Origin of the sequence: Phaeovulum molybdatiresistens (assembly GCF_023544865.1) — a bacterium.
Classification (GTDB): domain Bacteria; phylum Pseudomonadota; class Alphaproteobacteria; order Rhodobacterales; family Rhodobacteraceae; genus Pontitalea.
This window is the reverse complement of the sequence record NZ_JAMJFX010000005.1, coordinates 60,426-79,826: the sequence shown is the minus strand read 5'-3', so window position 1 is coordinate 79,826 and position 19,401 is coordinate 60,426. Positions and strand designations below refer to the sequence as shown.

The following is a 19,401-nucleotide window of genomic DNA, read 5'->3' as shown; positions in this document are numbered from 1 at the left end:
CGTCATGGCCCGGTATGTTCCAATCGCCGCCAAGGAGAGCACGGCAGCTCAGCTGCTTGACATGACGGTCAGTGAGTTCAGGGCAGGCGTCGCCTCTGGTCAGTTGCCAGATGGAAAAGACATTGCGGGTGAAAAGCGATGGGATACGCGGCTTCTTGAGCAGATCGTTGCCGGAGACCTCATTGATGGGAATGAGGAGATTGTCTGGTGAAGCGGAAAAAATACCTTTGGAAACACCCAAGCGGGCGTTGGTATGTGCGAAAGGGTGGTCGCTACTATCGCATCTATGCTTCTGAAGGCACGCCTGAATTCGATGATGAGTACTGGTCGATTGTTCGCGGCAAGCGTCATGCAGCAAGACGCTCCTGGTCAGTTTTGATCGCCGAACTTCGCAAGACCGACAAATGGGCGGGTTACGAACCACGCTATCGTGAGGATTTGGAGGGCACCTTCACATACCTTGAGGAGCGAATTGGGAAACGGGATGTAAGGCAACTGACCAAGGCTGATATTTACAACGCCATGGATAAGAATACACACCGAGTAAGGTTTGCCAACTACATCCCCGTCGCGATTTCTATGCTCGCCAAGCTTGGGCAAAGAAAAGGTTGGTTGAAGGACAACCCTGCTACTGACATCGAGCTTCTGAAAGTCCCAGAAGACAGAAAAAAGCCGCACATTCCCTGGACGGACGCAGCGGTGGAAACTTGGAGACGCGAAGCATTCGATTTGCCGATGCTCATCTTTGAACTCGGGGTAGGCAGTGTTCAAAGGCCGGGGGACCTAAACGCTTTCACATGGCGTCAATACGAAGATGGGCAGAACCTGAAGATAACGCAGAGCAAGACGGGCGTGGAGCTTCTGCTTCCCTGCACTCTAAACCTGCAAGCGCAGCTTGATCGTCTGAGGGCAGAGCTGGGGGAAAGGCTGACCCCCGATCGTCCAATTCTGGCGAACGATGATGGCTCGCCGATGAGCTACTACAAGATCGCCCGCATCATGAGGGCCGAGCGCGAACGACTTGGTGTGCTGGAGCACGATCTGCACGCTATGCGCTATCGCGGCGTCATGGAGTTAGCGTGGGCAGGCTGCGACGATGATGAGATCATGAGCTTCAGTGGCCACAAGACCAAGAAGATGGTCATCAAATACGCAGGATTTGCGCGCCAAGTCATGCGCGCAACGACTGCTGCCGAGAAACGTCAGCTGTGGGAACGGCTTTTGAACGAAACGAGAACGAAAAGTGAAACTGATACCAAGGGTGATACTCTATGAGCAGAAAATCTTCTAACCCATTGAAAGTATTGGAGGCGGGTACCGGAATCGAACCGGTCTTCACGGATTTGCAATCCGCTGCGTAACCTCTCCGCCAACCCGCCGTTCCTTCGAGGTGATCGTCAATTAGACCATCGCGATGGATGCCGCAAGGGGGCGGGGCGTGGGTTTCGTGCATCACAGGCGGGCTGCGGCAGGCTGTCCCGGCGTGCGACGGTTGCCCCGGCAGGGGGGATGTGGCACAAGGATCAAACGGATAACCCTATTTCAAGAGCCCAGACATGACCGATTTCGCCGCGCGCCGCACCATGATGGTCGACACCCAGGTTCGCCCCAATGACGTGACGAAATTCCCGATCATCGAGGCAATGCTGGCTATCCCGCGCGAACAGTTCGTGCCCGCGCCCCGCCGTGAGGCCGCCTATATCGGTGAAAATCTGGACATCGCGCCGGGCCGTGTGATGCTGGAACCGCGGACGCTGGCCAAGCTGCTGGATGCGCTGGATGTGACATCGGGGGATCTGGTGCTCGATATCGGCTGCGGGCTGGGCTATTCCGCCGCGGTCATCGGGCGCATGGCCGAAGCGGTTGTCGTTCTTGAGGAAGAGGGCCTTGCCACCCAGGCCGAGGCCGCCCTGGCGCAGCTGGGCGCGGACAATGTTGCGGTCGTCGCAGGTCCGCTTGCGGGCGGTGCGGCCAAACACGGCCCTTATGACGTAATCATCATCGAAGGCGCCGCGGAACAGGTGCCGCAGGCGATTCTGGATCAGCTGAAAGAAGGCGGCCGGATCGGCTGTCTGTTCATGGAAAAGGCGCTGGGTGTGGCGCGCATCGGGCGCAAGATCGATGGCCAGGTGACCTGGCGCTATGCATTCAACGCGGCGGCCCCGGTTTTGCCGGGCTTTGCCGCGGAAAAGGAATTCGCGCTCTGACAGGCGGGGCGTGGGTGCAATGACGTCGTGATCACAGGGGGCGATCCCGCCCCCGATCTTTGCTCTGCCGAAAGAAGCAGGGAAAGTTCTTAGGAATGAGGAAGCCAGGCATGTTGCGCAAGACGCTGAAATCGATCACGCTCGCGGGCTTTGCCGCGCTGAGCTTTGCTGCGGCCCCGGTGGCAGCGCGGGCCGAAACGCTCGCGGATGCGCTGGTCGCGGCCTACCGCAATTCCAACCTGCTGGAGCAGAACCGCGCCACGCTGCGCGCCGCGGATGAGGATGTCGCCGCCGCCATCGCAAGCCTGCGGCCCGTGGTGCAGTGGATCGCCGAGGCGACCTACACCGACAGCGACGTGCCGCCCCGCGATGTCGAGGATCTTAGCGCGTCTTTGTCCTTGTCCGCGTCGATGGTTCTGTTTGATTTCGGGCAAAGCCAGCTGGGCGTCGACATTGCCAAGGAAAGCGTTCTGGCAACCCGTGAGGCGCTTGTGGGTGTGGAACAGGATGTCCTGCTGACCGCGATTGCCGCCTATACCGACGTGAAAAGCGCGTCCCAGCGCCTGGCGATCAACCAGAATTCGGTGCGCGTGATCGGTGAAGAACTGCGTGCCGCCCAGGACCGGTTCGAAGTGGGTGAAGTGACCCGAACCGATGTGTCGCTGGCCGAGGCGCGGCTGGCCGCCGCCCGCGCCGCGCTTGTGGCCGCGCAGGGCAGTCTGGAAGCTGCGCGCGAATCCTTCAAGGCCGCGACTGGCGCCTATCCGGTCAACCTGGCAGCCTTGCCAAATCCCCCGGCGTTGCCGAAATCGCTTGATGAGGCGCGGGGCACGGCGCTGCGCCTGCATCCGGCGATCAAGCGCGCACAGCGCCAGGTGACCATCGCCGATCTGCAGGTGGCGCTGTCTGCCAAGCGGCGGATGCCGACGCTTAGCGGCTCGGTCGGGGTGTCCGACCCAAGCGGCACAGGCGCTGGCCTGACGGCGGGGGTGCGGATGTCGCAGACCATCTATTCCGGCGGCGCGCTGGCTTCGGCGCATCGCAAGGCGATCGCCAATCGCGATGCTGCCCGCGCCGGTTTGGCCCAGGTAGGCGTGCAGATCAGCGAGTCCGTGGCGAATGCCTGGTCCAGCATCGAAGTTGCCCGCGCGCAGATCCGTGCGATCAACCAGCAGATCGAGGCCGCGACGGTTGCCTATAACGGCGTCAAGGAAGAAGCGACCCTTGGCGCCCGTACCACCCTTGATGTGCTGGACGCGGAACAGGAATTGCTGAACGCGCAGGCCGACCGCATCGATGCCGAAGCCAATCTGCAGGTAGCGATCTATTCACTTCTTTCGTCTATGGGTCTTCTGACCGTTGAGAAATTGCAGCTTGGTATCCCGACCTATGATCCCGCGGCCTATTACAACGCGGTGCGCAATGCGCCCGTCACCAGCGTTCAGGGGGAAAGCCTTGATCGGGTGCTGCGTTCCATCGGCAAGAAGTGACGCGCCCGTGCCGGGCACGCGCGGCGCGTTGACCGCGACCGAACGGGCAGGGGGACGGCATGTCTGATCCGATGAATTCGCCAGAGATCGAGGATGTCCTTGCCTCGATCCGCCGGCTTGTGTCGCTGGATCCGGTTCCTGTGCGACCCGCGCCACAGGCGCAGCCTGATCCTGCGCCCGGTCCTGCCCCCTTGCCCCAGGCTCCAGCGCCGGTTGAAGAGCCGCCGGGCGCCGCCTTGCGGTCCGATGACGCTGATCAAGGTGATGAGAATGCGGTTGTCGAGGACGACGGCTGCCTTGTGCTGACGCCCGCCCTGCGCGTTGAGGGCGAAGATGAGTTTTCGGCCGAGGCGGCGCCCGCGCCTGCGACGCCGGATGATCTTGGGGCCGAGCTTCAGCGGCTGGAACATACGATTGCCGAACTGGAAGCCGCCGTGGGGGATGTGCCCACCCAGGAAGAGCCTACCCTGGCCGGTGGTGGCGATGTCGACCTGGCGCCCGGGCTTGCAGATGCAGAGCCGCAGCTTGGTGATGAATACGGCGCAGATCCCGATCCGCTGTTGACGACAGCCCCACCCCGGGCCTGGCCGGCGGACGACGGCGGGGACGTGACGGGTGCCGGCGATCTTGTCGAAGAGATTGCCGATGATCCGGGCGCACCCATGTGGATTGACGCCGAAGAAGGCCCGGATGGCCAGTTTGACACCTTGGCCGACGCAGGGGCACCGGTAGAGGGGGGGGCCGAGGATGCGGCAGAGGCCCCTGATGGCAGCGACGTCGCAGATGCCAGCTGGGCGCCCGACATCGATGGCACGCATGTCGTTGAAGACCTCGTGCCATCAGACCAGGCCGAGGCGCAAGAGACGACGGAAGAAACCGATGCTGCCGTGCCGGAGGACGATACCCCCCGTCGGCTGCATCTGCATGAGGCCGCGCCGGATCACCGCAGCGGCCCAAGGATCCTTCGGCCCCAGCCCGAAGCGCGGCGGCATGCAGACGTGGACGATGATGAGGAAGAGAGCATCTTCGCAGGGTCCGACACGCTGATTGATGAGGAAACCCTGCGCATTCTGGTGGCGGATATTATCCGCAAGGAACTTCAGGGCTCGCTTGGCGAAAGGATCACGCGCAATGTGCGCAAGCTTGTCCGGCGTGAGATTCAGCGGGCGCTGAGCAGTCAGGATTTCGACTGATCTGTGGCCTGGTAGCGGATGGCCAGTGCCGCTGCGGACCGGACCATATCAAGGTCGACAAGCAATCGTCGCCGCCTGACCCAAGGCTAGGGCTACAAACCGGGGCGGCTGACTGACCCGTGATCCGCACAAAACAAAACGCGCCCGCGAGGGCGCGTTTTTTTAACGGCATGTCTCAATGCCTCAGGCCGCTTCGGCCTCTTCGGCGGCCAGGCGGCGTTCGCTTTCCTCGCGCGACAGCGCGACCGAGGTGCGCACACCTTTCGAGACGAATTCCATCAGGCCCTTTACGACGCGTTCGTTCGGGTCGATCCCGGCGCAGGACAGCACCTCGCGCCCATCGCGCGACCGAGCCCAACGGGCAATCTGTTCCGGCCCGTTGCCATATTTCTTGTCATCGGCGATCGCATCATCCAATGCGGCCAGCACCACAGCCGCGAAAAGCTTGCGTGCGCGTTGGCCCTGTTCGTAATTGAATGCGGAGCCGTCAACGAAATCGCGCATCATTCCGTCCTTTTTATTGCTCTTGCGTTTCCTGGCGTAGCGGCAAATATGGCTTTTCCCGAACGATTCGATATGGCCTGCGTTACATGGCAGTCATGCGTTTGTTGCATGGCTATCGTTGTCGCGGTCAATATTTCGTCTAGGTGCCACAGTGCAGCCGCCCATATATAGGCGCGGGCGTTTTCAGATCAACCATTTTTGCCGTAATTCGTATTTTCGCCGGCATATCGGCGCCTTTTTGCCGTTTGCGCCATCAGGGTCGTGCCGGCTTGGTACTGGTGCCGCAGCCGGCAGGCTCGCGCGAATGTGAACCGCGCGCCTGGGTCAGTCCAGGCTGACGGTGGCCGCGCCCGCCTGCATCGGACCTTCGGCGCGGTCAAGCCGCAGATGCGCGATGCCGCGGCCGCCCGCCTGGGTGTAAAGCGTTCCCACGACGCGGCCGGCGGCCTCGATCGGCGTGCCCACCGGGGCGCTGCCCTGCACGCGCACCGTCACCAGGCCCTTGCGCAGTTCGGTCTTGTGCTTCATCCGCGCGGTCACCTCTTGCCCCACGTAACATCCCTTGCGGAAATCGACGCCGTTCAGGCGTTCAAAGCCGGCTTCCAGAATGTAGGTGTCTTGCGTCAGCTCGATCCCGGTTTCGGGGATACAATGGGCCACGCGGATCGCGTCCCAATCGGTCCCGTCATCGCCGCCTGTGGCGCCATAAAGCCGCCAGCCAAGCGCGGGGTGGCGCGGGTCGGTAACCGCGCCGGTCGGCGCGGGACCGGTGCCGCGGTGCACCTGCAGCGGGGTCGGCTCAATCCGCACATCCGCGCGCAGACGATACATCGAAAGCCGCTTGACGGTGGCCTCGGCCAGGGGCGCGGCTATGTCCAGCAACACGGTGTCGCCATCGGGGATCAGCAGGAAATCCGCGAGATACTTGCCCTGCGGGGCCAGCAGCGCGGCATAGACGGGCCCCGCATCCAGCTTGCGCGCATCATTGCTGATCAGCCCCTGCAGAAAGCTGATCCGGTCCGCGCCGCTGATCCGGAAGATTGCGCGTTCGTTCATCCTGGCCCCCTTTGTTCAGTCGGTCAGTTGCATCCGGCACAGCGACGCATAGGTCCCGCCTTGCACTAGCAGCGTTTCATGCGTGCCTTCCTCGACCACCTGACCATCGACGATCACAACGATCTTGTCGGCGTTGCGCACGGTGGACAGGCGATGCGCGATCACCAGCGTGGTGCGACCTTGCGACAAGTCGGCCAGCGCCTCGGCCACGCGCGCCTCGGACGCGGTATCCAGCGCGCTTGTCGCCTCATCCAGCAGCAGGATCGGCGCGTCGCGCAGAATGGCGCGGGCAATGGCGACGCGCTGGCGTTGCCCGCCCGAGAGGGAGGAACCACGCGGCCCGGCAGGTGTGTCGATGCCCTGCGGCAGGCTGTCGGTGAAATCGGTGACATGCGCGGCCTGCAGCGCGCGGGCCAGCGCGGGCGCGGGCACGTCGGTGCGCCCCAGAAGCACGTTTTCCCGGATGGTTTCGTCAAACAGCGCCGCTTCCTGCGCGACGGTCGAGAACAGATCGCGCAGCGCAGGCAGATCCAACGCGCGTATATCTTGTCCGCCGATGGTGATACGGCCGCTGTCGGGGTCGATCATCCGCGTCAGCAGGGCAAAGACCGTGCTTTTCCCCGCCCCCGACGGCCCGACCAGCGCGGTCGTCTGCCCCGCCTCGGCGGTAAAGGACAGCCCGCGCAGCACCGGCGTTTCACCATAGCTCAGCCGCACGCCTTCCAGCCGGATCGTCGTCTGCGCCGGATCGGGGCGCAGTCCGGTGGCCGGGCTGGTGATGGCGGGCGGGGTGTCGAACAGGCGATACAGGCGTTCCAGGCTTGCCGCCGCGGTCTGCCAGGTGCCAGCCAGCCCGCCCAGACGGCGCAGCGGTTGAAACGCCAGCGCGATGGCGGTGAAGAATGACATGAATTCGCCCACGGTCCGCTGGCCTGCGGCAATTTCACCGCCCGCCAGCAACAGGACGCCGAAAAAGCCAAGCCCGGTGACCACGTCGATCATTGCCGGGATCATCGTCTGCGACATCGTCATCTTGACCTGCGCGCGCCGGATCGCATCGACGATCGTGGCAAAGCGGCGCATCTGATAGTCTTCCATGCGGTTCAGCTTGACCGCGGCGATGCCGTGGAACACCTCATCCAGGCGGGTGGCGCGCTGGCCCGATTGCGACCGCATCTGCGCGGTTTTCTTGCGGATGTAGCGCTGCGCAACCGCGGTCGGCAGGATCAGAAGCGGCGCGCCGATCAGCGTGGTCGCGGTCCAGATCGGGTCGATTGATATCGCCACCGCAAACAGCGCGATCAGCGACACCGCATCGCGCCCCGCCCCGGTGATGAAGGTCGACCAGACGCCTTGAACGGCGATGGTGTCGCCCTGCACCCGCTCAATCAGTGCGCCGGGGGGATTGTGCTGGAAGAACGCCTGGTCAAGGCCAAGGATGTGGCGGGTCAGATCCACCTGCATGGCGCTGGAACTGGCCAGCGATATCCGCGTCAGCAGCGTGCGTGATACCACCAGCGTCACCGCGCGGATCACGAACAGCCCCAGGATCGCCAGACCGACCCACCAGATCAGCCCGGTTTCGCCGCCCAGAAAGACCCGGTCGAACAGCGGCTCCAGCATCCAGCTGAGCGCGCCCAGCGTCGAGCCCTCGATCATCATCACCAGCAGCGCCAGCGTCATCAGCGGCCAGTGGCGGCGCAGATAGTCGCGCCAGAGCCGGGCGAACAGCTTGCCGGAGGAATATCGGGGATCGGGTCTGGCCAAGGTCCTGCCTATCGGATGCGCGGTTTCGGGCGCGGTCTGTGTCGGGTCTAGCGTGAACGGGGCGGCGCGCGCAAGCATCGGCACGATTGACCGCGCCGCCCCGCGGGCGTACCGATTGCGCTATCACTGCAGGAGAAACCGCCATGACCCTGTCGCAGGGCCGCCCCTATCTGGCCATTCCCGGCCCCTCGACCATGCCCGACCGGGTGCTGTCGGCGATGCATCGCGCCGCGCCCAATATCTATGAGGGCGAATTGATCGACACGGTCGCGCGCATCTTTCCCGATCTGCGCCGGGTGGCGCTGACCTCGGGGCATGTGGCGATCTACATCGCCAATGGTCACGGCGCGTGGGAGGCGGCGAATGCCAACATGTTCTCGCGCGGGGATCGGGCCCTGGTTCTGGCCACGGGGCGCTTTGGCATTGGCTGGGCGGACCATGCCCGCGCGATGGGGGTCGAGGTCGATCTGATCGATTGCGGCAAATCCACGCCCGCCGATCCGTCCCGGGTGGAAGCGGCGCTGCGCGCTGACCGCGATCATCGGATCAAGGCGGTGCTGGTGACCCATGTGGATACCTCCAGCTCGGTCAAGAACGACATTCCCGCGATCCGGGCGGCGATCGATGCGGCAGGGCACCCCGCGCTTCTTGCGGTGGATTGCATCGCCTCGCTGGGGTGCGACGAATTCCGCATGGACGATTGGGGCGTCGATGTGATGGTCGCGGCCAGCCAGAAGGGGCTGATGGTGCCGCCGGGGCTGGGCTTTGTGTGGTTTTCCGACCGCGCGGCCGAGGCGGGGCGCACGGCCGATCTGGCAACGCCTTACTGGAACTGGCGCCCGCGCGCCTTTGCCGAGCAGTTCTATCAGCATTTCGGCGGCACCGCGCCCACGCATCACCTGTTCGGCCTGGCCGAGGCGCTGGGGATGATTCTGGACGAAGAGGGGTTGCACCAGACCTGGTCCCGCCATGCCACGCTTGCGCGCGCCGTCTGGGCCGCATTTGACGCCTGGGGGCCGGGCGGCGACATCGCGTTGAACGTGGCCGATCCGGCGCATCGCGGCCATTCGGTGACCGCGGCGAGGATCGGCGCGGGCGGCGCCGGCCGTCTGCGCCGCTGGTGCGAAACGCAGGCGGGTGTGACGCTGGGCATCGGTCTGGGCATGGCCGATCCGGGCAGCCCGGCTTATGATGATTTCCTGCGCGTGGCGCATATGGGCCACGTCAACGCCCATATGACGCTGGGCGCCCTGTCGGTGATGGAGGCCGGGATGGCCGCGCTGGACCTCCCCTTCCAAAGCGGGGGGATCGCCGCCGCGGCACAGGTGATCGCAGGCGGCTGAGCGCCTCAGCCCCCCGCCGCTGCAATCGCCCGGGGCAGGGCGCGGGCAAAGGCCGCCATCGCCGCCTCGGGGCCGCAGGACACGCGGATACAGCGGTCTTGCGGCGCGACAAAGGGCATGCGCGCGAAAATGTCGTTCTCGATCAGCCCGGCCAATACGGCTCGGGCAAAGGCGCCATCGCGGCCACAGTCAATGGTGACGAAGTTCGTGGCCGAGGGCAGGGCGGTCAGCCCGTTTTCGGCAGCGATCTGGCCAAGCCGCGCGCGCGACGCCGCGACCTTGGCGCGAATCGCCGCCAGCCAGTCCTGATCCTCCAGCGCGGCCAGCGCGCCTGCCTGGCTGATCCGGCACATGCCGAAATGGTTGCGGATCTTGTTGAAGGCGGTGATCAGGGGTGCTGCGCCAATGGCATAGCCCACCCGTGCGCCGGCCATGCCATAGCCCTTGGAAAAGGTCCGCATCCGGATCACGCGCGGATCTTCGGGATCGATCTCGGGGGCGGTGCCTTCGGGGGCCAGGTCCACATAGGCCTCATCCAGCACCATCAGCGTGCCATCCGGCACCCGCGTGACCATGTCGGCGATCACTGTGCCCGGGTGGTGTGAACCCATCGGATTGTCGGGATTGGCGATGTACATCAGCTTGGCACGGGTCGCCGCGGCCAGCGCCAAAAGCGCCGCGGGGTCTTCGTGATCGCCCTTGTAGGGAACCTTGTGCAGCACCCCGCCAAAGCCCGTGACATGATAGTTGAACGTGGGATAGGCCCCATCCGAGGTCACCACCGGATCGCCCGGCCCCACGACCAGCCGCACCAGATAGCCCAGAAGCCCGTCGATCCCCTCGCCCACCACAATATTCTCGGGGCGGCAGCCATGATGCGCGGCCAGCGCGGCGCGCAGATCATGGTTTTCCGGATCGCCATACATCCAGGCCTCGGATGCGGCGCGCGCCATCGCCTCGATCGCACGGGGTGACGGGCCAAAGCCGTTTTCATTCGCCCCAAGCCGCGCCGCAAAGGGGCGGCCACGCGCGCGTTCTTGCGTCTCCGGCCCCACGAAGGGCACCGAGGCGGGCAGGCTGTCGATCAGCGGGGTATAGCGAGGTCCGGTCATACCTCGTTGCTAAGCCCATTCCCGCCGCCCCGCAAGCCTGCGCGAACATGGCTTCTTCTTGGCCCAAATACTCCCGCCGGAGGCTTCCGCAACTGCCGCGAAAGCCCCCGGTCGGGGGTCAGCCCAGATCGGCCAGACGGCGCACGGCCGCCGCGATCTTGGCGGCCTCTTCCTCGCCCTGGGCCAGCTTTTCGCGGGTTTCCTCGACCACATCCTCGGCGGCGCTTTCCACGAACTTGGGGTTCGACAAGCGCCCGCGCAGCCCGCCCAGATCCTTCTCCAGCTTGGCCAACGCCTTTTCCAGCCGCGCCTTTTCGGCGGCCACGTCGATCACGCCTTCCAGCGGCAGGGCAAAGACCGCCCCCGGCGCGGCGATGGAAATCGCGCCCTTCGGCACGGCGGCTTCGGTCAGGCTATCGATTCGGGCCAGCCGGAAGATCAGCGCCTGGTTGCGCGCTAGCGCCGCGCGCGCGGCCGCATCCGCCTCGGCCAGCACCATCGGCAGCTTCAGGCCCACCGGAACCCCCATCTGCGTGCGGCTTGACCGGATATCCTCGATCAGGCCGATCACCCAGTTCATCTCGCGGTCGGCTTCGGCGTCGATCAGCTCGGCCCCGTAGGTCGGCCAGTCGGCATGAACCAGCATCTTTGCGCGGTCCCCGGTCAGCGCCCACAGCTCTTCGGTGACGAAGGGCATGATCGGGTGCAGCAGGATGTAGCACTGGTCCAGCACCCAGCGCATCGTCGCCCGCGTTTCGGCGGCATGATCGCCGTCGAACAGGGGCTTGGCGAATTCCACATACCAGTCGCAGACCTTGCCCCAGACAAAGGCATAAAGCGCATTGGCCGCATCGTTGAAGCGGTAGTTGGCCAGCGCCTCATCCACTGCCTCGCGCACGCGGGCGGTTTCACCGATGATCCAGCGGTTCACGGTATGGCTTGCCTCGGGCCGGCCCGACGCGGGGCCGTCAAAGACGCCATTCATTTCGGCAAAGCGGGTGGCGTTCCAGACCTTGGTGCCAAAGTTGCGATAGCCCGCGATCCGCGCGGTCGACAGTTTCAGGTCGCGCCCCATCGCCGCCATCGCGGTCAGGGTAAAGCGCACCGCATCCGCGCCGAATTCGTCGATCAGCTCCAGCGGGTCCAGCACGTTGCCAAGCGATTTGGACATCTTCTTGCCCTTCTCGTCGCGGACAAGGGCGTGGACATAGACGGTGTGGAACGGCACCTGATCGACCACCGCCAGCTGCATCATCATCATCCGGGCGACCCAGAAGAAGATGATGTCGAACCCGGTGATCAGCACATCGGTGGGGAAGTATTTCTGCAGTTCGGGCGTGGTTTCCGGCCAGCCCAGCGTCCCGATCGGCCAAAGGCCCGAGGAGAACCAGGTGTCCAGCACGTCCGGATCGCGCCACACCGGATAGACCAGATGCGTCGGATCCTGGCTAAGGTTGTAGTCGGCCAGGCTTTTCGCCAGCAGGTCCAGCGCCGCGGCACGGTCGGCAACCTCGACGATGCGGGCATGGTTCAGCGGTGCCGGCAGGCCCGCGATGTCGTCGCGGAACGCCTCGGTCACGCCGGCCAGATCGGCCGCGCAATGGTGGCGCGCCCCGGCATGGACCAGCCCGCCCTCGTTCAGTAGGCGGAAGAGTTCCACCTCGTCCAGCGCGCTGTCGCCCTCGTCATCGCGGAACCCTTCGGTCCAGAGGTCCAGGCCATACCACACCGGGATCTGATGGCCCCACCACAGCTGGCGGCTGATGCACCAGGGCTCGATGTTTTCCAGCCAATGGAAATAGACCTTGGCGTCGCGTTCCGGCAGGATCGTGGTGCGGCCCTCGCGCACGGCGTCGATCGCGGGCTGCACGATTTTCGCGGTGTCGACGAACCATTGGTCGGTCAGCATCGGCTCGATCACCACCTTGGACCGGTCGCCGAAGGGCTGCATGATCTTCTTCGCCTCGACGTAGGGCACCATGTTGCCCTCGCCATCGGGGATCATCACGGCCAGACCTTCGGCGGTGATCGCCTCGACCACGCGCTTGCGCGCCTCGAACCGGTCAAGGCCGCGCAGTTCTTCGGGCACAAGGTTGACGCTGCTGACGTCGCCCACCTCTTCCTCGCCGCGCGCGATGCGGCCCGCGATCTCGGCGGCCTCGGCATAGGGCAGGCCGTCAGCGCGCATCCGGCCCTTGGTGTCCATCAGCGCATAAAGCGGGATGTTGTTGCGCGTGGCCACGCCATAGTCGTCGAAGTCATGCGCCCCGGTGATCTTGACCGCGCCCGAGCCGAAATTCGGATCGGGATATTCGTCGGTGATGATCGGGATCAGGCGGCGGTGTTCCTTGGGGCCCACCGGAATTTCGCACAGCTTGCCCACGATCGCCGCATAGCGCTTGTCCGACGGATGCACCGCCACCGCGCCATCGCCCAGCATGGTTTCAGGGCGGGTCGTGGCGATGCTGATGTAGTCGCGGACCTCGCGCAGCGTCACCTTGCCGTCGGCGTCGCGTTCCACATATTCATAGGTCTCGCCCCCGGCCAGCGGGTATTTGAAATGCCACATGTGGCCCGCGACCTCGATATTCTCGACCTCAAGGTCGGAAATCGCGGTCTCGAAATGGGGGTCCCAGTTCACCAGCCGCTTGCCGCGATAGATCAGGCCTTTGTTATACAGGTCGACAAAGACCTTGATCACCGCCTGCTGGAAATGTTCATCCATCGTGAAGGCGTTGCGCGACCAATCGCACGACGCGCCCAGCCGCTTCAGCTGGCTGATGATCGTGCCGCCCGATTGCTCCTTCCATTCCCAGACCTTGTCCAGAAATGCCTCGCGCCCCATCTCGCGCCGCCCGGGCAGGCCCGCCTTGGCCAGTTCGCGTTCCACCACCATCTGCGTGGCGATGCCCGCATGGTCCTGGCCGGGCTGCCACAGGGTGTCAAACCCGCGCATCCTGTGCCAGCGCACCAGAATGTCCTGCAGCGTGTTGTTGAAGGCATGCCCCATGTGCAGGCTGCCGGTCACGTTCGGCGGCGGGATCATGATGCAGAACGTCTCGTCCCGGCTGGCATTGGCGCCCGCCGCGAAACAATGGCGCGCCTCCCAGGCGGCGGCGATCCGCGCTTCGGCTTCAGCGGCGTTGAAGGTCTTTTCCATCGTCATCGGCTGCATCCTTTTCGGCTTGTGCGCTCTTTACCGCCCGGCCCCCGCAAGGAAAAGCCTTCCCTTCGGCTTTGCCCAAATATCCCGGGGGGTGAGGGCGAAGCCCGAGGGGGGCAGCGCCCCCCAACCCCGTCAACTGGCGCGATCCAGCTTGGTCGACAGATGGATCAGGCTTTCCGACGATTTCACCCCGGTCAGCTCGCCGATCTGGTCCAGCACCGCATCCAGCTGCGCGGTCGAATTCGCCGCCAGCTGCAGCAGCAGATCGACCCGGCCCGAGGTGGTATGGATCTTTTCCACCTCGGCGATCGTCTTCAGCCGGGTCAGGATCGCCGCCTGCGATTTCGGTTCGATCGTCAGAAGAACCGTCGCGCGGATGCGGCCCTGGCGCGCGGCCTCGCCCAGCTTGACCGTGTAGCCGGCGATGATGCCGCTGGTCTCCAGCCGCTCCAGCCGGGCCTGTATCGTTGATCGCGCCACCTTCAGGCGCCGCGCCAGCGTTGCCACCGACATGCGGGCATCGCCCCCCAGAAGGCCCAATATGCCCCGGTCCAGATCGTCCATTTCGCCACTCTTCCACATTGACGGCAGTTTCGTCGTTCTAACGAAGAAATCTGGCAAATCTAGTCTTTCGATTGCAGAGAATTCACACCATATGCCCGGCCAGAGTTTTCAGGAAAAGGGCGGCTCATACGCACCTGGCCTGGTTGGTTGAAACGCGTAAGCGTCTCCCGACCCGTCAAGCCGGGGCAAGAGGTGGCTGCGTTCTGTTGGCGAGGGAAAGCCGATGGGACTGTCGAAGACTATCTGGACCAATCCGTCCGAAATCATCCGCATCAAAAAGCCCGATCATCCGGTGCTGGTGTTCGCGCCGACCGTGTTGCAGGCGACCGCGCGGCGGTTTCTGCGCGGTTTTCCGGGGCTTGTGACCTATGCGGTCAAATCGAACCCCGACGAGATCGTGATCGAGAACCTTTTGGCCGCAGGTGTGCGGGGTTTCGATGTGGCCTCGCCCTACGAGATCGACCTGATCCGCCGCCTGGCGCCCGGGGCGGCGCTGCATTACCACAACCCCGTGCGCGGGCGCGATGAAATCGCCCATGCCGTGGCTGCGGGGGTGAAGGTGTGGTCGGTCGATTCGGCCTCCGAGCTGGACAAGCTGATTGCGATGGTCCCGGCCGATGGGGTTGAGATCGCGGTGCGGTTCAAGCTGCCGGTTGCTGGCGCGGCCTATAACTTTGGCGCCAAGTTCGGCGCGACCGCTGAACTGGCCGCGCAATTGCTGCGCCGGGTGGCCGATGCGGGCTTTATCCCCTCGCTGACCTTCCATCCGGGCACGCAATGCACCGATCCGATGGCCTGGGACGCCTATATCCGCACCGCTGCCAGCATCAGCGCCGCCGCGGGCGTTGCGGTCGCGCGGCTGAACGTGGGCGGGGGCTTCCCCAACCATCGCACCAAGGGCCGCGCCCCGGTGCTTGAGGACATCTTTGCCCTGATCGACCGCGTTGCCACCGAAGCCTTTGGCGATGCGCGGCCCGCCCTGGTCTGTGAACCGGGGCGCGGCCTGGTGGGCGATGCCTTCACCCATATCACCCGCGTGAAATCGCTGCGCGATGGCGAACATGTGTTCCTGAACGATGGCATCTATGGCGGTCTGGCCGAGATGCCCCTGGTCGGCACGATCGACCGGATCGAGGTCTATTCCCCCGACGGCCAGCGCCGCACCGGTGCGCCGGTCGATCGCGTGGTCTTTGGCCCAACCTGCGATTCGGTGGACCGGCTGCCCGGCCATCTGGCGCTGCCCGCCGACATGGCCGAGGGCGATTTCGTCGCCTTCCTGGGGATGGGGGCCTATTCCGCGGCGACCAACACGCGCTTCAACGGCTTTGGCGCGCTGGAAATCGTCACGGCCCTGGCGCTGCAGGGCTGATCGCGCGCCCTTTCGTCAATGACCCGTTCAGAACCTTGCCCTATACTTTGGGCAAGGCTTCGTTCGTGGGATAGGGGCAGAATGCGCGGGCAGTGGGCAAACCGGCTGCGGCTTGGCGGCGCGATCAGGGCGCTGTGGTCGCGCGTGGGGGGGCTCTTGCGCGGCCCTGCCGCACCGGAACCCGATGCCGCCCCGCCCGCCCGCCCCGTGCGCGGCGCGCAGGACCATGTGATCTTGCTGGATGGCACCCGCGGCAGCCTGCGCGCGGGCGAAGAAACCTCGATCGGCATCCTGTATCACTATCTGCGCGCGACCAACCCGCGTGCTTCGGTCTATTACGGCAAGGGGCTGCAATGGCGCGAATGGCGTGACCTGTCGGATGTGATGCTGGGCTGGGGCGTCAACCGCCAGATCTTGCGCGCCTATGGCTGGCTGGCCAGCCGCTACCGTCCGGGGGACCGCATCTTTCTGATCGGCTATTCGCGCGGCGCCTTCGCGGCGCGATCACTGGCGGGGATCATCGACCGCGTCGGCCTGTTGCGCCATCAGGACGCGACCGAACGCAACATCCGCCTTGCCTGGCGCTATTATGAGGCGGAAGAGCCGCCCCCCGTCGCCGGGATCTTTCGTCGCCGGTTCTGTCATGACGGCACCCGCATCGAGATGGTGGGCGCCTTCGACACGGTCATGGCGATCGGGAACCGGCTGCCCTTCCTTTGGGTGCTGCACGAACCGCGCTATCGCTTTCATGACCATCGGCTGGGGCCGTCGGTCAATCACGGCTATCAGGCACTGGCGCTGGACGAAAGTCGATCCGTTCTGGAACCGCTGATCTGGGACAGCGGCGCCACCGGGGCCGCGCGCATCGAACAGGTCTGGTTCAAGGGCTGCCACGGCGATATCGGCGGCCAGCTTCCGGGCTTTGAGATGGCCCGGCCGCTGGCCAATATCCCGCTGGTCTGGATGCTGGAACGGGCCGAGGCGCTGGGCCTGGCGCTTCCGACCGACTGGCGCGCGGATTTTCCCTGCGATCCGGCTGCACCCGCGGCCGGCAGTTGGCGCGGTTGGGGCAAGTTCTACCTGCTGCGCGCCCCGCGCGTGGTGGGCCGCGACCAAAGCGAGCGTATCCATGAAAGCGCGATTGGCGGGCGACGTGACTGGCGGATGATCCTGCGCCCATGGATCGCCCGGCAAGACCGGCGGGCCGAACTGCTGCGTCTGGCCCGGGAACAGGCGGTTGAAGGGCCGGACCCCGGCGGATCATCCGATCTGCGGGTATCGGCCCTGCCCGCACAGGACATCGCCTGACACGGGGCGGGGCCGTCACGCGCAGGCGATTGCGCGCGCTACATGGCCGCCTGGGCCTTGCGCGCTTCGCTGGTGATCGTCTGCCCGGCGGTGTCGATATCGCGCGCAGCACCTTTCACGGTTTCACACGCGCTCAACATCAGCAGGGCGATCAGGGCAATTGGCAGGGTTTTCATCGCAAAACGATCCTTCGGGTCTGGCCGACCCTAGCAAGCCCGCCGCCGCCTGGCCAGCCCGCCGGGCGTGGCTGCGCGGGGGGCCGCCTTCCGGTGCCCGTGGTGTTTCGCGCGACGGGGTGGCGGCTCCGGCGTAACACATTGTTAACCTTGTCATGGCAAAGGTCGCGAATGCGTAGCCTTTTGCCCCTGATCCTTGCCCTGATGCTTGGCGCCTGCGCCTCGCCCGCGCCGCAGTTTTTCGGCGCAGCGCGCCATGATGTCGTGCTTGAAGGGTATCGCTTCACCGTCTTCGTGAAAGACGACCGGGCCGAGGTCATCCGCCACGGCTATCTGACCCGTGCCCGTCGTGATACCGTGCCCGCCCTGATGATCCGCGCCGCCGAACAGGTTTCGGGGTGTCGTGTGGTGGGCCCGGCGGGCGGGCGGTTCCGCTCGCCATCCTTGCCCGGCGATACCGGCGAGGCGCGGTTTGATCTGGATTGCCCCTGACCGAACCTGACGCAGATCAAGGTGATGGCGGACAAAATCTGTTTCATGGGGGCTGTGAATGCCTGCAGTAAAGGAAGTTGCCATGTTCCGCCTGTTTTCCCTCATCTACGCGCTGTCCGGCCCGACACTTGCGGGTGTTCTGATCGTGGCTGCGCTGACGATGAACATGTTTGATACCAAATCGATCGTCGTGGCGGCCGTGGCCGGTTTCGTTCTGGGCATTCCCGCCGCCTGGCTGGTCGCCCGCCAGATCAGTTCGAACGGCTGAGCCGCGACGGAAGCGACGGGGCAGATCGTTACAGCCTAGGGGCGCGGTGCCCCGAAGGAGAGAGACATGATACAACCCCGGGGCTATACGGCCGTGCAGATTGGCCTGCACTGGATCGTCGCGGTGCTGATCGTCCTGCAATATGTGTTCAAGGATGCGATTTCGGCGGCCTGGCGCGCGACGCGGCTTGGCCAGGAAACGGGTTTTGACCCGCTGGTCGCGCAGCATGTCTTTGGCGGCATTCTGATTTTGGCGCTGGTGGTGTGGCGGCTGGTGCTGCGGGCGCGCCACGGTGCGCCGCCGCCGCCCGAACAGGAAGCGCCTGCGCTGAAGCTGCTGGCCAAGGCGACGCATGGGATTTTGTATCTGCTGATGCTTGGCTTGCCGGTGTCGGGCGCGGTTGCATGGTTTGGTGGCGTCGGCCCCGCCGCTGGCGCGCATGAGGTGATGAAAACCCTGCTGTTGCTGCTGGTTGTGTTGCATGTCGTGGGCGCGCTTTACCACCAGTTCGTGTTGAAGACGAACCTTATGGCGCGGATGAAGCGACCGGCGGCCTGATGCGGTGCCGGTGCCCGTTCAGGCGATGAAGTCGCGCACCACGGCCTCAAACTCGCGCGGGCGCTCGGCATGCAGCCAGTGCCCCGCCTCGCCGATCTCGGTGAAGCGCGCGGCGGGGAACTGGGCCCGGATCGCGGCGTGGTGTTCCGGCCTGACGTAATCGGACCGCGCGCCGGAAACGAACAGCGCGGGCCCGTCAAACCGACCCGGGGTTCCCGGCCAGCCGGTGATGCCGTCCATTTCGTCGCGCAGCACGTTCAGGTTCAGCTTCCAGCGCGGCGGATCGGATTTGAGGTCCAGCGATTGCAGCAAAAAGGCGCGCACACCGGGATCGTCGACGGTTTCGGCCAGCCGCCGGTCCGCCTCGGACCGCAGGGTCAGGCCGGTCAGGTCCAAGGCTTGCATCGCATCGACCAGATGGTTTTGCGAATGGCCATAGGCCACGGGGGCGATGTCGGCCACGATCAGGCGGCGGACCAGCCCGGGCCGGGTCAGCGCCAGCACCATCGCGGCCTTGCCCCCCATCGAATGGCCCAGCACATCCGCCTGTCCGCCGTGGTCGTCGATCACGCGGGCCAGGTCGGCGGCCATGTCTTCATAGCCATGGGCGTCATCCCAGGGGCTATCGCCGTGGTTGCGCTGATCGACGGCAATGACCAGCCGATCTTCGGACAGGCGGCGCGCAATCACGCCCCAGTTGCGCGCCGACCCGAACAGGCCATGCACAATCAGCAGCGGCGGGTGGTGCGAGGGCGCACCGTGAAGGTGGTGGTTCAACATGGCCGCAAGCTAGCGCAGGCCCGCGTCGCCCGCCAGCCCCGTTGCAAG

Annotated in this window: 19 protein-coding genes and 1 tRNA gene; 11 read left to right on the top strand and 9 right to left on the bottom strand. The window is 65.0% G+C overall.

Features of this window, described 5'->3' with window-relative positions:
- Positions 1 to 4: 4 nt before the first annotated feature.
- A complete protein-coding gene (locus MXB90_RS05515) occupies positions 5 to 211 on the top strand; it encodes a hypothetical protein (RefSeq protein ID WP_250042117.1) in 207 nt (68 codons plus the stop codon).
- Complete coding sequence (locus MXB90_RS05510) at positions 208 to 1,275, top strand: tyrosine-type recombinase/integrase (RefSeq protein WP_250042112.1); 1,068 nt, start codon at positions 208 to 210, stop codon at positions 1,273 to 1,275. The genes MXB90_RS05515 and MXB90_RS05510 overlap by 4 nt, the downstream gene beginning before the upstream one ends.
- 30 nt (positions 1,276 to 1,305) lie before the next feature.
- Here MXB90_RS05510 and MXB90_RS05505 read toward each other — a convergent pair.
- Positions 1,306 to 1,379, bottom strand: a tRNA-Cys gene (locus MXB90_RS05505).
- A 177-nt stretch (positions 1,380 to 1,556) separates the two neighbouring features.
- Here MXB90_RS05505 and MXB90_RS05500 point away from each other — a divergent pair.
- From MXB90_RS05500 to MXB90_RS05490, 3 genes are all read left to right on the top strand, one after another.
- Positions 1,557 to 2,207: a protein-L-isoaspartate O-methyltransferase family protein gene (locus tag MXB90_RS05500; protein WP_250042110.1), complete on the top strand. Its 651-nt coding sequence runs from the start codon at positions 1,557 to 1,559 to the stop codon at positions 2,205 to 2,207.
- A gap of 95 nt (positions 2,208 to 2,302) precedes the next feature.
- Positions 2,303 to 3,697 carry a TolC family outer membrane protein gene (locus MXB90_RS05495; RefSeq protein WP_250042108.1) on the top strand — a complete coding sequence of 465 codons (1,395 nt, stop codon included), beginning with the start codon at positions 2,303 to 2,305 and terminating at the stop codon, positions 3,695 to 3,697.
- Between the two features lie 59 nt (positions 3,698 to 3,756).
- Positions 3,757 to 4,890, top strand: coding sequence for a hypothetical protein (locus MXB90_RS05490; RefSeq protein ID WP_250042106.1), 1,134 nt, complete (start codon positions 3,757 to 3,759; stop codon positions 4,888 to 4,890).
- 183 nt (positions 4,891 to 5,073) lie between these two features.
- Here MXB90_RS05490 and MXB90_RS05485 read toward each other — a convergent pair whose 3' ends face one another.
- The 3 genes from MXB90_RS05485 to MXB90_RS05475 form a co-directional block, all read right to left on the bottom strand.
- Positions 5,074 to 5,394, bottom strand: coding sequence for a DUF6280 family protein (locus MXB90_RS05485; RefSeq protein WP_096429996.1), 321 nt, complete (start codon positions 5,392 to 5,394; stop codon positions 5,074 to 5,076).
- A 324-nt stretch (positions 5,395 to 5,718) separates the two neighbouring features.
- On the bottom strand, positions 5,719 to 6,450 hold the full coding sequence (gene ygfZ, locus MXB90_RS05480; RefSeq protein WP_250042102.1) for a CAF17-like 4Fe-4S cluster assembly/insertion protein YgfZ: 732 nt from the start codon (positions 6,448 to 6,450) through the stop codon (positions 5,719 to 5,721).
- A gap of 15 nt (positions 6,451 to 6,465) precedes the next feature.
- Complete coding sequence (locus tag MXB90_RS05475) at positions 6,466 to 8,229, bottom strand: ABC transporter ATP-binding protein (RefSeq protein ID WP_250042348.1); 1,764 nt, start codon at positions 8,227 to 8,229, stop codon at positions 6,466 to 6,468.
- Between the two features lie 131 nt (positions 8,230 to 8,360).
- Between MXB90_RS05475 and MXB90_RS05470 the strand changes: the two genes are divergently transcribed.
- The gene (locus MXB90_RS05470; RefSeq protein ID WP_250042099.1) at positions 8,361 to 9,560 is read left to right on the top strand and encodes a pyridoxal-phosphate-dependent aminotransferase family protein; all 1,200 of its coding nucleotides are present in this window, start codon (positions 8,361 to 8,363) and stop codon (positions 9,558 to 9,560) included.
- A gap of 5 nt (positions 9,561 to 9,565) precedes the next feature.
- Here MXB90_RS05470 and MXB90_RS05465 read toward each other — a convergent pair whose 3' ends face one another.
- From MXB90_RS05465 to MXB90_RS05455, 3 genes are all read right to left on the bottom strand, one after another.
- Positions 9,566 to 10,672, bottom strand: a complete 1,107-nt coding sequence (locus tag MXB90_RS05465) for a pyridoxal phosphate-dependent aminotransferase (protein ID WP_250042096.1) — start codon at positions 10,670 to 10,672, stop codon at positions 9,566 to 9,568.
- 118 nt (positions 10,673 to 10,790) lie between these two features.
- Complete coding sequence (locus tag MXB90_RS05460; protein ID WP_250042094.1) at positions 10,791 to 13,838, bottom strand: valine--tRNA ligase; 3,048 nt, start codon at positions 13,836 to 13,838, stop codon at positions 10,791 to 10,793.
- 132 nt (positions 13,839 to 13,970) lie between these two features.
- Positions 13,971 to 14,402 (bottom strand): Lrp/AsnC family transcriptional regulator, encoded by a 432-nt coding sequence (locus MXB90_RS05455; protein WP_250042087.1) that lies wholly within the window; start codon positions 14,400 to 14,402, stop codon positions 13,971 to 13,973.
- Between the two features lie 223 nt (positions 14,403 to 14,625).
- On the opposite strand from MXB90_RS05455, the gene MXB90_RS05450 reads away from it, so the two are divergent.
- Together MXB90_RS05450 and MXB90_RS05445 are read left to right on the top strand one after the other, a co-directional pair.
- On the top strand, positions 14,626 to 15,771 hold the full coding sequence (locus MXB90_RS05450) for a type III PLP-dependent enzyme (protein ID WP_250042085.1): 1,146 nt from the start codon (positions 14,626 to 14,628) through the stop codon (positions 15,769 to 15,771).
- Positions 15,772 to 15,852: 81 nt separating this feature from the next.
- Positions 15,853 to 17,079: a DUF2235 domain-containing protein gene (locus tag MXB90_RS05445; RefSeq protein ID WP_250042083.1), complete on the top strand. Its 1,227-nt coding sequence runs from the start codon at positions 15,853 to 15,855 to the stop codon at positions 17,077 to 17,079.
- Between the two features lie 38 nt (positions 17,080 to 17,117).
- On the opposite strand, the gene MXB90_RS05440 is transcribed toward MXB90_RS05445, so the two are convergent.
- Positions 17,118 to 17,255, bottom strand: a complete 138-nt coding sequence (locus MXB90_RS05440; RefSeq protein WP_250042081.1) for an entericidin EcnAB — start codon at positions 17,253 to 17,255, stop codon at positions 17,118 to 17,120.
- A 171-nt stretch (positions 17,256 to 17,426) separates the two neighbouring features.
- Here MXB90_RS05440 and MXB90_RS05435 point away from each other — a divergent pair, with 171 nt between their 5' ends.
- The 3 genes from MXB90_RS05435 (at position 17,427) to MXB90_RS05425 (ending at position 18,573) form a co-directional block, all read left to right on the top strand.
- Positions 17,427 to 17,747 carry a hypothetical protein gene (locus MXB90_RS05435; RefSeq protein ID WP_250042079.1) on the top strand — a complete coding sequence of 107 codons (321 nt, stop codon included), beginning with the start codon at positions 17,427 to 17,429 and terminating at the stop codon, positions 17,745 to 17,747.
- 82 nt (positions 17,748 to 17,829) lie between these two features.
- Positions 17,830 to 18,015, top strand: coding sequence for a CTP synthetase (locus MXB90_RS05430; protein ID WP_250042077.1), 186 nt, complete (start codon positions 17,830 to 17,832; stop codon positions 18,013 to 18,015).
- Positions 18,016 to 18,081: 66 nt separating this feature from the next.
- A complete protein-coding gene (locus MXB90_RS05425) occupies positions 18,082 to 18,573 on the top strand; it encodes a cytochrome b (protein ID WP_250042074.1) in 492 nt (163 codons plus the stop codon).
- 18 nt (positions 18,574 to 18,591) lie between these two features.
- Here the strand turns inward: MXB90_RS05425 and MXB90_RS05420 are convergent, their stop codons facing one another.
- Complete coding sequence (locus MXB90_RS05420; RefSeq protein WP_250042073.1) at positions 18,592 to 19,353, bottom strand: alpha/beta fold hydrolase; 762 nt, start codon at positions 19,351 to 19,353, stop codon at positions 18,592 to 18,594.
- Positions 19,354 to 19,401 lie beyond the last annotated feature (48 nt).